This window comes from Psychrobacter urativorans, from assembly GCF_001298525.1.
Lineage (GTDB): Bacteria > Pseudomonadota > Gammaproteobacteria > Pseudomonadales > Moraxellaceae > Psychrobacter > Psychrobacter urativorans_A.
Map to the genome: position 1 here is coordinate 1 of NZ_CP012711.1, position 16774 is coordinate 16774.

11 protein-coding genes and 4 pseudogenes are annotated in these 16774 nt (G+C 39.4%); 8 read left to right on the plus strand and 7 right to left on the minus strand.

What is annotated here, in order from left to right:
• Window positions 1-125: 125 nt before the first annotated feature.
• Both AOC03_RS12290 and AOC03_RS12295 read right to left on the minus strand, forming a co-directional pair.
• On the minus strand, window positions 126-983 hold the full coding sequence (locus tag AOC03_RS12290) for a restriction endonuclease subunit S (RefSeq protein ID WP_084785925.1): 858 nt from the start codon (window positions 981-983) through the stop codon (window positions 126-128).
• 143 nt (window positions 984-1126) lie between these two features.
• Window positions 1127-2713, minus strand: a pseudogene (locus AOC03_RS12295) (type I restriction-modification system subunit M).
• A gap of 530 nt (window positions 2714-3243) precedes the next feature.
• Between AOC03_RS12295 and AOC03_RS12300 the strand changes: the two are divergent.
• The 8 genes and pseudogenes from AOC03_RS12300 to AOC03_RS12330 all read left to right on the plus strand — a co-directional run bounded on the left by AOC03_RS12300 (window position 3244) and on the right by AOC03_RS12330 (window position 10646).
• Window positions 3244-4155 carry a replication initiation protein gene (locus AOC03_RS12300; RefSeq protein WP_062536897.1) on the plus strand — a complete coding sequence of 304 codons (912 nt, stop codon included), beginning with the start codon at window positions 3244-3246 and terminating at the stop codon, window positions 4153-4155.
• Between the two features lie 158 nt (window positions 4156-4313).
• Window positions 4314-4952 (plus strand): ParA family partition ATPase, encoded by a 639-nt coding sequence (gene parA / locus AOC03_RS12305; protein ID WP_062536899.1) that lies wholly within the window; start codon window positions 4314-4316, stop codon window positions 4950-4952.
• A 3-nt stretch (window positions 4953-4955) separates the two neighbouring features.
• Complete coding sequence (locus AOC03_RS12310) at window positions 4956-5165, plus strand: hypothetical protein (RefSeq protein WP_062536901.1); 210 nt, start codon at window positions 4956-4958, stop codon at window positions 5163-5165.
• 215 nt (window positions 5166-5380) lie between these two features.
• A pseudogene (locus AOC03_RS13060) lies at window positions 5381-5629 on the plus strand (enoyl-CoA hydratase/isomerase family protein); the annotation flags it as partial.
• A 321-nt stretch (window positions 5630-5950) separates the two neighbouring features.
• Complete coding sequence (locus tag AOC03_RS12315; RefSeq protein WP_062536903.1) at window positions 5951-6607, plus strand: GntR family transcriptional regulator; 657 nt, start codon at window positions 5951-5953, stop codon at window positions 6605-6607.
• 58 nt (window positions 6608-6665) lie between these two features.
• Window positions 6666-7802 (plus strand): mandelate racemase/muconate lactonizing enzyme family protein, encoded by a 1137-nt coding sequence (locus AOC03_RS12320; RefSeq protein WP_062536905.1) that lies wholly within the window; start codon window positions 6666-6668, stop codon window positions 7800-7802.
• Window positions 7803-7901: 99 nt separating this feature from the next.
• Window positions 7902-9017 (plus strand): mandelate racemase/muconate lactonizing enzyme family protein, encoded by a 1116-nt coding sequence (locus tag AOC03_RS12325; RefSeq protein ID WP_062536907.1) that lies wholly within the window; start codon window positions 7902-7904, stop codon window positions 9015-9017.
• Between the two features lie 51 nt (window positions 9018-9068).
• Complete coding sequence (locus AOC03_RS12330) at window positions 9069-10646, plus strand: BCCT family transporter (protein WP_084785929.1); 1578 nt, start codon at window positions 9069-9071, stop codon at window positions 10644-10646.
• 250 nt (window positions 10647-10896) lie between these two features.
• On the opposite strand, the pseudogene AOC03_RS12945 reads toward AOC03_RS12330, so the two are convergent.
• From AOC03_RS12945 to AOC03_RS12350, 5 genes and pseudogenes are all read right to left on the minus strand, one after another.
• A pseudogene (locus tag AOC03_RS12945) lies at window positions 10897-11103 on the minus strand (resolvase); the annotation flags it as partial.
• Window positions 11104-11141: 38 nt separating this feature from the next.
• Window positions 11142-11747 (minus strand): annotated as a pseudogene (locus AOC03_RS12335) (DDE-type integrase/transposase/recombinase); the annotation flags it as partial.
• 300 nt (window positions 11748-12047) lie between these two features.
• On the minus strand, window positions 12048-12740 hold the full coding sequence (locus AOC03_RS12340; protein ID WP_062536909.1) for a hypothetical protein: 693 nt from the start codon (window positions 12738-12740) through the stop codon (window positions 12048-12050).
• Window positions 12741-12752: 12 nt separating this feature from the next.
• Window positions 12753-14780 carry a hypothetical protein gene (locus tag AOC03_RS12345; RefSeq protein WP_084785928.1) on the minus strand — a complete coding sequence of 676 codons (2028 nt, stop codon included), beginning with the start codon at window positions 14778-14780 and terminating at the stop codon, window positions 12753-12755.
• Between the two features lie 23 nt (window positions 14781-14803).
• Window positions 14804-16309, minus strand: coding sequence for a hypothetical protein (locus AOC03_RS12350; protein ID WP_062536911.1), 1506 nt, complete (start codon window positions 16307-16309; stop codon window positions 14804-14806).
• Window positions 16310-16774: the final 465 nt, after the last annotated feature.

Consider the following 16774-nt stretch of genomic DNA (forward strand, 5'->3'; position numbering starts at 1 on the left):
TCAAACTTCAATAGTTGCAGTAAAAAATTAGATTTTCTAGAATCTTTTAGTCTGATAAATGCAACAGCTTGATTAATATTAGAATTATCTAGTTTTTTTGGAATAATCGAAGTTCGACCAATCGTTCAAGCAATAGAGAATAAAACGTCATCTTCTCTTACAATAGACCTTTTAAGCGAACCTTCGTGAATACTCTTTGGGATATTCTCCAGTCTTTCTGCTTTAATAAATCCATTATTATCGATATTCATCACTTTCAAAAATGGGATAATTGCTTCGTCTTTGGCTTTGGATAAATCAGCTTTGCTAGGAGTGGTTCCTTTAGTTAGTTTCTCTGATACATCCAATACTTTTGTTATATTCCAACCCTCCAGAATCCAGCCCATTTCTTCCGTAAACTCAAACGCATCAGGGAATAATGCTCGAATGGCGTGATTGTTGGTGTCAGTTTTTGGTATGGCTTGACGTTGTTCGTCACGTGCTGATAATTCGTCAGGTATGGGATTTCCTGCTGCGAGCGCATTATCAAGCACAGGATCAAAATCCACAAACCAACTTTTAAACAACGCTTGCGCCATCGCTTCTAGTGTCTCGTTCATTTGGCGGTTAAGCTCAATTTTGTCATCTAACGAGCCAAGAATATGGGCAATGGCTTTTTGTTTTGGGAGCGGTGGGATTAGTAATGGAAGCTCTTTGATTGTAGGTATATTTGTATAACCTTGCACTGAACCTGATTTATAGGCTAAATGTATTGCTTTAAATACATCACCTGTAACAACATAATAAAGAAAATCAGAATCCAGAATCTCTATGTCTGGACAAATAATTGCTATAGAGCTAGAAATTCCAAATATATCGCCTTTTTTATATCTATAAGCATTTCCAAATGTACCAATTATACCTATCAGGATATCTCCATCCCGTGGTCTACGTTGAGCCTTAGATTCAGTTGAAAATAATTTTTCATAATCAGCTTCACTGATATAATCTACCTTATCTAAGGATAAGTGTACCCACTTTTATATTTTTGGAAGTTAAATATAAAATACCATCTTCTTGACGTTTTACTTTAGAGTGCGCCCCATCTGTGACATGACAAGTTTCACCAATTGTAAGACTCTTATACTCACTCGCCATAACCCAACCCCTCCAAATTCTGACGAATCACCGCATCGAGCTGCTCAGACGCTTGCATTTGTGCGTATAGCGTTTGGCTCAGTTCCGCCATTTTGGTCTCAAACGGGATGCCGTCATCCTCAATCGCCGCTGCGCCCACATAACGCCCCGGTGTCAGCACGTAGTCATTGGCTTTGATATCAGCAATACTTGCTGATTTGCAATAGCCTGCTTCGTCTTCATAGGCTTCATAACCGCCTGCTTCCGCTTCACCGCGCCATGCGTGATAAGTGTTGGCAATGCCTGCAATATCATCAACGGACAGCTCTTTATGAGTGCGGCTAATCATACTGCCGATGTTAGGCGCATCAATGAATAACGTCTCACCGCTACGATTACGCAGTCCACGGGCTTGGCTATGGGCAGAGGTGGCTTGTTTGTCACGGCTGATAAACCATAAGCACACCGGAATTTGAGTGGTATAAAACAGCTGACCCGGTAGCGCAATCATGCAATCGACGAGGTCGTTTTCGATGATTTGTTGACGGATTTCGCCCTCACCACTGGTGGTCGACATGGAGCCGTTTGCGAGTACGAAACCAGCAGTCCCGTGTTCGGACAGCTTGGATATCATGTGCAATATCCACGCATAGTTGGCGTTGCCCGTGGGCGGCGTGGTGTAGCCTGCCCAACGAGGGTCATCGACCAGCTCGTCAGGCGCGCGCCAGTCCTTTTGGTTAAAGGGTGGATTGGCCATGATGAAGTCGGCTTTGAGGGTTTCGTGTTGGTCTTTTAAAAAGGTATTGGCCGCCACATCGCCCAAATTACTTGAGATACCGCGAATGGCAAGGTTCATCTTCGCCAATTTATAAGTGGTACTGGTGTACTCTTGCCCATAGATAGACACGTCTTTGGTGTTGCCGTGGTGACTTTCGATAAACTTCACCGACTGCACAAACATACCGCCTGAGCCGCAACAGGGGTCATAAATCTTACCTTGATAGGGTTCAATCATCTCAGCGATCAGATTGACCACTGATTTTGGCGTGTAGAACTCGCCACCGCCTTTGCCTTCACTTGCCGCAAATTTACCTAAGAAATATTCATAGACGCGTCCAACAGTGTCTTCCTCAGGATTACCAATGCTATCAATGTTATTGACCACATCAATCAGCGCTGACAATTTACTGCTATCTAAGCCCAGACGTGAGAAGTAATTGTCCGGCAATGCGCCTTTTAGGGCTTTATTGGTTTTCTCAATGGTGCTGAGTGCCGTATCAATTTTTAGGGCAATGTCTTCTTGCTTGGCGTGTTGCTGGATAAAGTCCCAACGGCTGTCCTCTGGCAAATAGAACACATTATCTTTGGTATAAGCGGCGACCATGTCGATGTGTTTTTCATGACCCGTGGCAATTAGCTTTTGGCGCTGTGCCTCAAAGGTATCACTGATGAATTTTAGGAAAATTAAGCTGAGGACAATACGCTTATATTCAGAAGATTCGACACTACCACGCAGCTTATTGGCAGTATACTAAAGGGCTTCTTCAAAGCGCACGTCTTTAGTAGTGTCATTTTTATTGACGGCAGGTTTTGCCATAATCGGTGGTCTCAATGTGGGTGATAAGTGATGGTTGGCTGCAAAGTGGTGGACGGGCAGCACAAAGATGACATATGGTAACAGTAAAGGTCTGATCATGACCATTGCTTACCTTAAAGACCTCAATACAATGATTTTAATTTTTGTAATTATTAATGTTGCTTAATCTATTTTCCCTTCATATTTAAACTATAAAAATGTAGAGGGTGAAACTCTATTATTTTTCCATCTTTATTAAGTTATCCACAGAAAAAATTGATTTTTTATTAAAAGGTTTTTATTTAATCGTGTTTAACCTTGTTTACTCTTGTTTAGAGCACTTTTTCCTTTTTAAAATCAAAGGGTTACAAGCCGAGAACACACAAAATGACGCGAGAACACACAAAATGACGCGAGAACACACAAAATGACGCGAGAACACACAAAATGACGCGAGAACACACAAAATATCAAACATGTTTTTTTATATGGTTGATAACTGATTTTATTCGTTATAATATATCTCCTAATTTGGGCAGAGAGAATCTCATATGGAAAACAATCTGGTCGCTAAATCAAATGATTTAGTAGTCGCTAGCTATGCGTTAACTCGTCACGAGCAAAATTTATTATTGGCGTGTGTCAGTCAAATAAACTCGCTACCAGACGCACCGATTGTTTCTATTGAAAGTCGGTTCATCGTTACTGTTGAACAGATTAAAGGTTTATTTTATCGAGGTTCTACTGAGCGTAATGCTTATAGAGATTTGAAAAAAGCCGCTGACCATCTTTTTGAGAGAGAGGTGACGATAAAGTTAGATAATGATGAGACGCTACGCACGCGATTTGTATCTAGTGTTAAATTTCAGCCCAATGATGCACAAGTGACTCTTAGGTTCGCTGAAGATATATTGCCTTATCTAACTCAGCTTAAGAATAATTTCACCCGATACAGACTCGCAGATACGGTAGAGTTAACTAGCGTTTACGCGGTAAGATTGTATGAAATGATTGTGTGTTGGCAAGGGCAAAACAGATGGAGTGAAACTTTAGAGTTAGATGATTTTCGATATATGATGGGCGTTGAGGACAAATATCGACAGTTTAGTAACTTACGTGATCGTGTATTAAATACAGCCGTAGAGCAGATTAACGAAAACACTAATTACAACGTCACCGTTTCCTATCGAAAGGTTAAACGAGAACATCGAAGCGTTACGTTTGCATTCTATAAAAAAGGAGCCCTCTTACTAACAGATGATAAGGGCGCATTGTCTTTAGATAAAATCAGACGTATCGTTCGCTCCTCACAATTCACTGCAGACTATAATGATCACCGCTTATTGTCAGTCGAAGCCAGAGAAAGTAACGAAGCGTTTTGGGCAAGAGCGGAACAACTGATAGCAGAGCGTCCAAAAGAGTTTTCTAAACGACCATTTGATGATTATTTTAAGTCAAAATAAGTAGATATTATCATTAGTTAGTTTGTAATTTTATTCACTATGTCACTGTTTTTACTTAATAAATGCTATTTTTTACAGTATACTCAAATACTCAAATACTCAAATACTCAAATACTCAAATACTCAAATACTCAAATACTCAAAACGGATAATCTCCTATGAAAGTCATCGCAGTATTGAATCAAAAGGGTGGTAGTGGTAAGACCACTATTGCCACTCAGATTGCCCGTGGTTTGCAATTGCAGGGACACAGCGTATTACTGGTGGATAGCGATAAGCAGGGCAGTGCGCGCGATTGGCGCGCGGTTGATGAGGATAATCCGGTGCCAGTCATTGGTCTTGATCGTCCAACGCTAGATAAAGATTTAAAAAGCGTGTCTGATAAAGATTATGTGGTGATTGATGGCTCACCGCAAGCGACTAGCCTTGCTATCTCTGCTATTAAAGCGGCTGACTTTATATTGATTCCCGTACAACCAAGCCCGTATGATATTTGGGCAACCAGTGATTTGGTAGATTTGGTACAGCAGCGCATTGAAGTAATGGATGGTCAGTTAAAAGCCGCTTTTGTAGTATCGCGCGCTATTCAAAATACCAATATTGGTAAAGAGGTAGCGACGGCATTACTAGATTACGGTCTACCAGTTTTGGATACCAGAATCATGCAGCGTGTTGCTTATCCTAACAGCGCTGCCATTGGCAAAACCGTTTTTGATACCGAGTCGCCTAACAGCAATGCAATACAAGAAATGACGGCATTGGTTAATGAAATTAAAACATTTTTTATTGAGGAGTAGGGTATGAGTTTGGCTGCGGGTCGACCGAGTAAGAAAGTAGATAGTGAATTGAGCTTATCAGATGTTACCGACCGTCCTACAAAGACCGTGCGGGTGAACTTTAATCTTGATGAAGAGATGTATATTAAGCTGAAAAAGCATGCGCTTGATAGTCGTAAAACAGTAACGCAACTGCTTACTGAAATGATCGATGAAAAAGTGATTGAGCGGTAGATGAAGTAAAACTTAATTTCAGAAATTTCCATTTTTACATATTAGTAGTTATTTGATTAAACAAAAATAGGGCTTTCTTTATGTAGAAAGCCTTTTTTTTATTTATATGGCTAAAAAAGTATTGTTCAAAAAGAGATAGATCGTCACTTTCAGTATAAAACGGTAGAAGAAATAATAGAACCTTTTCAAAGTGACGCTCTCAGAGGGGTGGATGGGCATATCAAGAAGTAACTAACCTTTTTTTAAAATCACCTACCTTTCTTAAAGTAATGTTGCAAAAACTAATAAATGTTATAAGCAAGTCGCTTAATAAATATCTTGAAATGGAAAAAAACATGAGTATTCACTTTATGAGCACTGCAACCTTCTACAAAAACTTTCATGCTGTTTTAGTCGATAAAGATAGCTTTCCTAACTGGGCTCCTAGCAAGTTATATGCTTTAGATCACTCTGATATAGAATAATACTTCTAAAAACTTGTCAAAAGTTAACAGTAAAGACCTATTCACATCACCCTCAATCAAAACCGGTCGCTCGGAATAGAACTATTTAAGTTCTATTCCGAGCGACCGGTTTTCTTCTGATTAGAACTCATGCGCATTACTGTATCTTTGATATGTAGCATCTAAAGATATCTCCATTGCTTTTTCACAATCTAGAGCTAATTTAATCCAATAGTTCAGGAAATTCTTTACAAATAAAGCCACTTAGTATAATTTATAAAAATGGATTGTCGATAATTAGACAAAGTTAAAAAATAATAATTAAGCAATGGATGAATTTTTATGTCTGGTAAATTTTCCAAAAGCTCGTTAAAACAGCAAATCGCAGAAGAAATCAAAAAAATGATTTTTGAAGGCAAGTTAGAGCAGGGAGAAAAAATCACCGAACTTCAGGTATCACAAAGCTTAGGGGTTAGTCGAACCTCGGTAAGAGAGGCGGTGTTGCTGTTAGAGCAAGAAGGCTTACTGATTTCTGAACCCTACAAAGACACGAGAGTGACGACCATTACCCAAGAAGAAGTCCTCGAAATCCTAATTCCAATGCGGCTGCAAATTGAAATATTTGCGCTAAAAAAAGGCTTTTCAGTTTGGGGAGAAAAAACGAAAACTCAGTTTAGAGCTATTCTAGAAGAGATGAAAAAAGCCATTTTTTATGAGGATTTATTAACATTTATTGAGTTAGATATTCAGTTACATGGACTGATCGTTCAGTCTTCTGGCTTAGAGAATGTCATTCGAATTTGGGAAAGTATTGTCAATAGAATCCGCCTGCACTTTTTACATCAAAACAGTAGATCTGGAACGTTGGAAAAGTGGCTTGTTGAGCATGAAGAATTGATAAACGTTTTGGTAAATGGGAGCTCTGTCGACGAAGCAATCGAGGCGTTAAGAAGTCATATCGTCGATACCAATCTTCCAGACGTGTATTTATTGGATTAAAAAGCCGTTTGACAGCTAAGTGAAACGGCTGTTTTAAAGTTCAAAAATAAGGATATTTATGAAACTTGAAATTGACAAAATCGACGTATTTGTCGTTGCCGGACCCGATGCTAAATACAAAACCTCCTCGCATTATGATGACTTGGTCATCACCAATACCATTGTCAGAATACGGACAGCTGATGGCTATGAGGGATTTGGCGCTGCAATTTCTTGGACGGAAGGTGGCATTGATAAAAGCCTTGCAGAGTCTATCCGTCATTTGCTGCCCTTTCTGATTGGCAAATCGGCGCTGCACAGAGAAGCTATTTATTCTTTGATGGCAAGTCGCTGCGTACAAATGAAACCACAAGCATTGTCACCGATAGATATTGCGTTATGGGATTTGGTGGCGAAGTTCGCAAAAATGCCGCTGTACCAGATGCTTGGTGGCGCTAGAAATAAAATTTTATCTTATGCCAGCACGCCTTTCCTACCGACTATTCAAGCTTATATCAAACACGTTCAAGACTTAAAAAACCAAGGCTATAAGATTATTAAATTCCACACTTGGTGCATCTTTGAAAAAGATATGGCGTTAGTGGCAGCGATTCATGAGGTGTTTAAGGACTCGGGTCTTAAATTCATGATGGACGTAGAAAGCGCTTATACCAGAGAAGAGGCGCTAAAAGCCGCGCGAATTTTAGAAAAGCATGATTATATTTGGTTTGAAGCGCCATTATCCGACACTGATTTAGAAGGCTATAGAGACTTAAAATCCCGTGTTGATATCCCTATTCTAGCCGCTGGAAATACCTTACTTTATCTTAATCAAATTGAGCAAGGTATTCAAAACAACGGTTGGTCAAGTGTCCGTGTCGATGCCACGCTTGCAGGTGGCATTACTCAAACTCAAAAAATTATGGGGCTTGCAGAAGCCAATTCGATGACCGTTGAGCTGCAATCTTGGGGTTATACCTTGTCGCAAGCTGCCAACCTGCATCTCATGTTAGCTTATAACAACAGCACCTATTTTGAGCAAGCCGTTCCCGTTGAGCCTTTAGAGTTTGGCGCACTAACGACGATTAGAACGGATAAAGAGGGCTATGTACACGCGCCAGATGGCAATGGATTGGGTATTGAGATGGACTGGACGTTAATTGAACAAGCGAGCAGTTATAAAATTACTCTGGATACAACAGGTTGGACAGCATAAAACGGTTTTCTTTATTGATACCGATATCGCCACAGATAACCACCAACAACTCAAAATACTGTATTAACTTAAGAAAATTAATTAAAAGGATGTTTAAAGATGAAAATAGTAGATATAGAAGTGATTAGCCTAAGAGTTCCAGCACTTGATCAAGCTTGTGAATGGGGCGAAGATGCGCTCATTGTGCGCGTGATTACCGATACGGGCTTAGTCGGGATTGGTGAAAGTGACACCTCACCGTTAGTAGCAAAAGCCATCATCGAAGCCCCAAATTCAAACCTATACTGTTCTGGTTTAAAGGCACTCTTACTGGGTGAAAGTCCTTTAGAGATTCAAAAACTTTGGGACAAAATGTATTGGGGTTCTAATTATTTAGGCAGACGCGGTGCGGGTATTCATGCGATGAGTGCCATTGACATTGCGTTATGGGATATCGCTTCTCAATATCACCAAGTGCCTATTCATATCTTATTGGGTGGTAAGTATCGAGATAAAATTCGCGCCTATGGCACTTTTATACCCGCAGATATTCCAGACGATAACAGAGTGATTGCTAGAAAACTCAAAGAAAAAGGCTTTACCAGTCTGAAATTTGGTGGCGGCATCATGGGTAATGATCCGATTACCGATTATGAATTGGTGAAAGCCGTTCGCGAAGAATTGGGTGACGACTTTGAGCTACAAATTGACTTGGCTTCTAAATGGAACACCTATAGCCATTCAGCTGATATGTTCAAAAAATTAGAGTCATTCCATTTAAATTGGATTGAAGAACCTGTATTAGCTGATGATATGAAAGGCTATCTCAAACTGGCAAAACTGGCGGTGACCAAAATAGCTGGTGGTGAGTCATTAACCACACGCTATGAGTTTGAGGATTTTATAAGGCAAGCACAGCCCGATATTATTCAGCCCGATATTACTCGCTGTGGTGGTATTAGTGAGATGCGTATTATCAATAATATTGCTGAAATGAATGGCGTTAAAATGATTCCACATGGTTTTAGTACGGGGATTTTATTAGCAGCTACCGTGCAATTCCTAGCGGCTACCAAGTATGGCGACTTGATTGAATATTCACAAAGTGAGAGTCCGTTATTTACCAAACTGGTCAAGAATTTACTGCCATTAGAAGAGGGTCATGTAAGGGTGCTGGATACCATTGGACTTGGCGTAGAACTCGATGAAAATATAATGGAATTATACAAAATCTAAAGTAGTTAAAGGATTTATAGATTTAAAACCAAAATGGAATTGGGGATCGTCATGAGTAGACAAGTAGATAAACTATTAATTTCTGTCAGTATCGCATTGGTAGTCATTGTGGTTGGCGCTTTGTATCTTCAGCCGGAGCAATCACAAGTGGTTGCAGGTGCTATCTTTGGGAAAATGACAGAGTGGTTTGGCTCGGGGGTACTGATATTCACTTTCCTCGGTGTTTTATTACTGGCTTTCGTGGCAACCAGTAAATATGGCAACATTCGCTTTGGGGAAGAGGCACCGGAGTACTCCAACTTCAAATGGATTTCAATGATGATTGCCTGTGGACTGGGCTCAGCCACTGTCTATTGGGCGTTTGTGGAATGGGCTTATTATATTGAAACCCCTGGACTTGGCATTGAGGCAAACTCGCAAAAAGCATATGAGATGTCATTACCTTACAATATGTTTCATTGGGGTTTCAGTGCATGGACGCTATACGCCTTAGTCGCACTTCCTATTTGCTATCATTTATATGTACGCAAAAATGCAGGGCTGAGTTTAAGCGCCATTGTTAGCGCGATTACGGGTATTAAGCAAAGTGGCGTACTAGGGCGTATTATTGATGTCATTTTTATCTTTATCTGTTTTGGCGCGTTAAGTATTACCTTAGGCGTTTCGGTTCCATTGGTTAATAATGTCTTAAGTACGGTATTGGGCATTGAACCCTCATTTACGATGAATATCGTGTTGATTCTCATCATTTCTGTCGTCTATTCGCTAAGTTCTTATATCGGCTTACAAAAAGGTATGTCAAATTTAGCAGATTTTACGACAAAACTGGCGTTACTTCTCTGTGTTGGGGTTTTAGTTTTAGGACCGACGAATTTTATTATTGCAAATACTACTAACTCTCTGGGCTTAATGCTGCAGAACTTTGTGCAAATGAGTTTATTTACCGATCCTATTGGTAAAAGTGGCTTCCCGCAGTCATGGACGATATTTTACTGGTTATACTGGATTACTTATGCGCCTTTCACTGGTATTTTCATTGCTAAAGTATCAAAAGGTCGCACGCTGCGCTCAGTCGTTATCAATACCTTAATTAGTGGTAGTGCCGGCTGTTTCTTGTTCTTTGGTATTATTGGTAGTCTAACCATTGATCGACAGTTGACAGGACTGGTCGACGTGGTTGGGATGTTAGGGGCGGGTCAAGATAACAATGCCATTATTGCCGTCTTACAAACATTGCCATTCAGCAGCGCTTTCATGATTTTGTTCTGTGCAATCTCCGTCCTATTTCTTGCCACAACTTTGGATGGTGCTGCATTTACTATGGCTTCTACAGCAACACCAAAATTACAAGGCAATGAAGAGCCACATCCGGTGCATCGCCTATTTTGGTGTGTGATGTTAGCGCTAGTACCATTGACGATGATTTTTATCGGCGCAAGTTTAGATACGATTAAAACCAGTGCCATCATCACCGGTATTCCGATTCTCTTTATTATGATACTTATCATCGTTGGTTGGTTAAAATGGATGGTGAAAGATTTTGGTGATGTGCCCTCTGATAAAATCGCTGAAGTATGTGCTTCTGGCATCAAGGAAACGCGACCAAAAGAGTTGAATGAAAAGGGATAGATGATTTAGTAGATAGCGTTATATCTCAAGGGCAATGATAATTTAGTTTAAAGGAAAGACTGCTTACAGAGCAGTCTTTCCTTTAAACTATGTTATACCATAATGTTAGTCTTTTAGACAGTTTGATAAAAAAACAGCTCTATTCTAATAATAAAAAAATACAACTAATTACTTTACTAATAAGCTTCAAATCTATATTTTACTAGCGTTTAGTGCTTGACCTTCAATATAAAGATAAGTAAGTGAGTGGCTAAAGAGATGAAGTTCTCAGGTTTTTAGATACTGTTGCTATCAGCTGCCTTGAGCACTTGGCTGTCTTTTGAATGTCTAAATAGCTATGACCTGATTTAAGCAGACTGGCGATAATCTTACGCTTCTCAATATCCATTCGACGACCCACGTATTTGCCTTCCGCCTTGGCTCGAGCGATACCTTGTTGTTGACGATGGCGTCTGTCGGTAACCCTCCCAAACCTAAGACACCTAATAAATAGAATTAAGCTGCCTGATTGAGTTTCTGTATTGGCATAAAACTACCATTGCCCATATTAGGACGTTCATGATTATTGTGGTACAACCAACCTTCTGCTTGCTGACGGACTTGATCTAAAGTGGTAAATAACTCTTGGTTTAACCAATCATAACGCATGGTTCTATTGTAGCGTTCAACATAAGCATTCTGCTGTGAATTACCAGGCTCAATATAACTGACCGTGATGCCTTTATCTTTGGCCCAGTCTTTGAGCGCATTACTGATATATTCAGGGTCGTTATCACATTTTATCTGCATAGGCTTACCTCGATACTTAATGAGCTGATTGAGACTGCGAATGACCCTTTGAGCCGGTAGCGAGAAGTCAATCTCGACCGTGAGCGCTTCACGGTTATAATCATCAATCACATTGAACAGTCTAAAGCTGCGACCATCAGTTAGGGCGTTGTGCATAAAGTTCATGCTCCAGCTTTGGTTTATCCTATTAGGTACAGCAAGTGGTATTGGTTTAATGCGGCGCCTGGGCTTGATTGTAAGGTTTAATTCAAGTTCACAATAGATGCGATACACACGCTTGTGGTTGTATGGCAGTCCCATGACATTACGCAGAGTTACCAATGGCTCGAGGGAAATCATCTAGCATCGCTTGCTCACGTGTGTTGTTGGCAATTTGCGACATCACACCATTACTTTTATAAAATTTATCAGCAACGGTATTGGTATAATTCCATGTCTTGATTGGTCAGCTTAAGGGAAAGTCCTGAGACGTTGACCATATTTTAGTGCTTTAAATTCCGTAAAATACTAAAACATAAGAGAGCCCTGTAGAGGGCTCTCTTATTTCTTTAAATGATTTAACCATCATTTACAATTTTGATTGTATTTAAGGTTTCACCTAAATTAATCTTTTTAAATATCACTCAGTACTTTTGGTTTATCTGATGAACTTGTCGGCATTTTGAATTCAATACCAGCCTTTTTAAATAGTTTTGGATATTCCACCAAAGCCATAGTTGAATTTTTAGCAATACCAGTGATATCTCCGATCACACCTTTAGCATCAACTAAAGACATTCCTGTATTAGTCAAGCTTTTTGGATTTGATATTAAACCCGTACTTACTTGTTTAGCGCCTAGCGCCAATTCACGAGCCGTTAAACTTGCGATTGCAAAGTTTGTTGCAGAGTCCAACAAATGTGTCTTCTGCTCCGCATTCAATGCTGCCAGCTTAGCTACTGTTCCTTCTTCATCTTTTTGAGAGGCTTCTAAAACAGTATTAGATAACGCTACAATTTGTTTTTCAATTGCGTCCTTTTCTTTCAGATCAGAGGTCGTTTTTAGACTTTTCTGTTTTGCTTTTAATTCATCTGAATCTTGTTTACTTGCGAGTAATGAAGCTAAAGCAGTACGACTCTGAGTAAACATTACATTGGTTGCTTTAGCCTGCGTGAAGAAACCGTTAATATCCATATTTGAAGAAGATACGCCAGTAACAGATTCAGATAATGACGATGCCATCTTACTCAGCGACCCAAAACCTGCATAGACGCTTGATGTTCCCATTGAAGCTGCTATTGCTAAAACAATTGCAATTTTTTTCATACCTTGTTATCCCTATTTTGAAGAATCGGCTTTTTGCACGATTTGATTTAAAATTTTTGGTAAAGTCTCAAACATCTGAATGTTATACATTTCATGCCGATGCTGATGATCTATACCCTTTAATCTGATTTCTTGTTGCAAACCATAAGCCCCTATTTTTTCAGACTTTTGGTTGAATATGCGTGCACCACTAGCCATAACCAATGTGGCGTCACAATTACTTTTGTCTGCATTACATTTAATACTGTCTTGTTTCACTTCAGTCTTAAGTACCGGCTGTAAACATTCATCTTTTGGAATATAAAAGTTAACTTTCATATCTTTTTTAAACCCAGCATTTTCAGTCATAGCAACGACCGCATCTTTCAGTAGGGTCTGTCCTTTAAAGCCTGAACCTGTCGCATAAAACGGTCTTTTCGACTGACTGGTAAAAGCGTGGTAAATCAAAGGACCAAAACCATAAAATGGAATTTCACCGACTTGCTCGGTATGTAAGCTTGGACATAAAACACGCGATTGCTTCGAGTCACCCACTGGAGCAGAACTATCAAGCAAAACTCTGTCTCCAGAACGCACGGGTAAACGATCACTGCTGTTGACAGGGAAATCTAATTGCGCGGTAACTTTCGCACCTTGACGTTCCAAAACAGTCGCTTCCCATGTTGGAATCAGAATATTACGTCCTGTTGCCTTATCTGAATGATAAACATGGACTTTCATTCCGGTACTTAAGCGTTCCCCCGCATCATCAATGGTAATGCGTTGACCACTTGAACTCGAGACTTTTAAATCAGAACGAGTAAATTGAATCCCTTTTTGAAATTGTTGACCTAATTTCAAAAGTGCGTTTTTCAATACAACTTCTTTACGTGCCTCTAGAGAAAATCCCATTCCTTCTGAAATCACATCTTTAATATCATCTGTTGCATGTGCTGAGTAGATCACGCGACCAGAACGATCAATCATTTCACCAAACACTTCACTATGGAGAACTTGTTGCTGAGTTATTTTCCCAATCTGCTGTTGATAAGCAATTACAGGAATGACATTAATCCGAATAAAAAATTCAGGTAACTCACGTTGATTAATGTCTTCACTTTGCGCTAATACAGTCTGTTCACTAACACTTTGTGCCATAGCACTATAACGTCGATTGACTGGAGTCAAAGTAAATGAAGCTTGCTCACCTACTGCATCAGAAAAGATTTGCTCAATTAAATCTTTTGATTCGCCTTGATAAGTCAGTACATCAACCACTAATGCTTTAGGCTTATTTATAGCCTGACGTGTATTGGTTGATACTTTACTAAAGCGTTTACTACGACCCTGCATCAATATTGGCAGTGCCACAGCATAATCACTGTCCGCATGTACCACACGAATCAAATCGCCATCTATTGAACTCAGCTCATCTTGTGCAGCGATCCCTTGCTTAAAGCCTTTATCTAGAACCAAATAAGATTTCCACTTATCAATCACTTGGGTCTCAGTTTCAGAAATTTTAAGTTTCGATTTTAATTCTTCAGTCACTTGCTTAGTCAATGTCAACAAAGTACTTTGAAATTTCTGTTTAATGGCTGTTTTTGTGGTAGGGGAATCAATTTCAGTAGTCAGTACCTGAATCGGTTGCGACAACGTCGCACTGTCACTATAAATGACCTCGCCCGACAACACGTTAGTGAGTTTTAGACTTAAGGTGACTGGCAGAAAAATTTCTGCTGTCGAATCCTTCTTGACAATGTATTCACTCGCGCGTAAAACTTCTAGAGATGCTATATAAGTACGATTTTTAGTTTTTTGCGAAATAGTATCGACAACTTGTTCACCGAAATTTTGTTTTAAACCTTGTACAAAAAATTGCTCGGCTTGTTTACGAATGATTTCATTGTCAATCGCTTGACTAAAATCACACACAATAGAAGAACCATTCGCTTCATATTTGCTAGGATTGGTACGACAACCTTGCTCCAATCCAAAAATACCTTTCGATGGGTAGATTTGAATATTCGCATTTGCCCATGCTGAAACAAGCATCGGCATAGCCAAACATAAGACTTTGAATTTTATGTGCACTGTGTACCACCGATGCAGAGTGTGATGGTATTTCCAGCTAGTAATCGCTCAGCACTTGATAACGTTGGGCTTACTTTACGTAGCGCTTTAGCCAATTCTGCACTAATCGGTTTGTCACTCTTATAGGTCATGGTCATTTCAACCAATTTGCCGTCTTGAGTGCGAATATCGATATTTTCTGCGCCATCCATTTCATCTAAAGCAATATACAAATCATCCCCTAGACGTGACGAAACATTACCAGAAACACTTTTCACAAAAACGGTAATCTCTTTACCGTACATCGAGCGATTTTTTGCATAACCTAAAATCTGTGGTCCAACTTGGCTAACGGCTAATTCACCTAGTTTCTTTGCTACATTAGTACGGCACGAGTCTGTGGTCGCACCTGTCGATGATTCTGTACGAGTTTCCCCGCCCATTAAAGTTGAATCATCTACCGAATAAATTTTAAAACTTACCGCACCATCGCAGACAAATTGACCCGTGGCACTCGAACGACCACGATCATAAATATAAGAGCTACCAGCCATAAACCAGTCCGCTTTTTCTTTACGCGCCGCGATTACTAGCTTATTAAGCTCTACATCACTCATGAGTTGTTGAATTGTCATACTACGACCATTTAAATACTGACTTCTGAAACGGTCAGAATCGAGCAACCGCAAATCATAACGAGATGCAGCACTTGCAATTGCATTTAATGTTTGATTATTACGCTCAGCTTTAGTACTTGGTGTTTGATATTCCACATATTTCACAAAACTTTGAATATCATTTTGACTTTCAGATTGGCTATATTTTGCCGACTCACTGGCATTGTAGCTACTTGAGGATGCTGATTTACCTGAATTATTATGGCTTGCTGAACGAGCTGAAACACCAACCCCCGCTCCATAATAATTATCATAGGCATAGCCTGAGGCAGCAGCTGAACGTCCTTTTGTAGAATAAGAATCTGACGCACTGGCTTTGGCACTTTCACTAGCTTTGTAACTGGCATCTTCATTATAGCTATAGCTACGATCTGCAAAATAAGAAGTAAATTCTTTAACTGGCTTAGCGTTATCTTTTGGTACGCCGAAGTATTCATCCATCACAATCATAATCGGACTGGTGCGACCATTTTTCTTTGCCAATCCTAAATCATTAAGAATTGAACGAAATTCTTGGTCATCTATTTCCAGACTAACTTGAGTGACTAATTCATTGTTGCTGTTGGTACTACTGCCTCGGTTTAGCACATAATTACTGTCAATTTGTTTGACAATGTCATTTAAATATTGACTCGCTTCATTCATCGCCTGCGGACCATTAATACGCTTAATGAGCGCAATGACAGCATCAGTTTTTGCATTGTTGTATGCTTGATTACGTGTGCCATTCAGATCTTTTTTGATGATAGGTGTAGCACCTTCCCCATGCACTTTAATAATTTCAGCATTACTAACTTGAACAACCCCCAAACACAAAAGTATCAATATAGCCTTTTTCATCACTCACCCTTTTAATTAAAATTTCTAGCTACCTTTATAATTTTTTTACTAGATTTTAAATTCAGGGCTTACTCGATAATTATCTCTGTCAGAAATTAAGGTCGCCTTCTTTAAAGTTTGCGTAAGTCCTAAAATTAATTCATTATATACAAAAAACAAACATCCAAGTAACAAATGTTAGTATTAAACCCAAAAAAATAACGCTGCTTTTTATTGATTTTTTAAGAAAAAATTCTTACAGAAAGCTAGTTCAACTTATTAATGGTATGAGGTTCTATTTACATAGAATGCAAAATATACATACACTATCAAGATATTTATTACTGAAAAAATTATTGTTTTTATGGTGCATCACTTTACCGAACAGGCTCTAGTCTAATCCAAATAAAACCGATACAATCCTATTAAACAATCGCATTTAATGATATAAACGATGACTTATTCAATCGACTATCGCAAACAGGT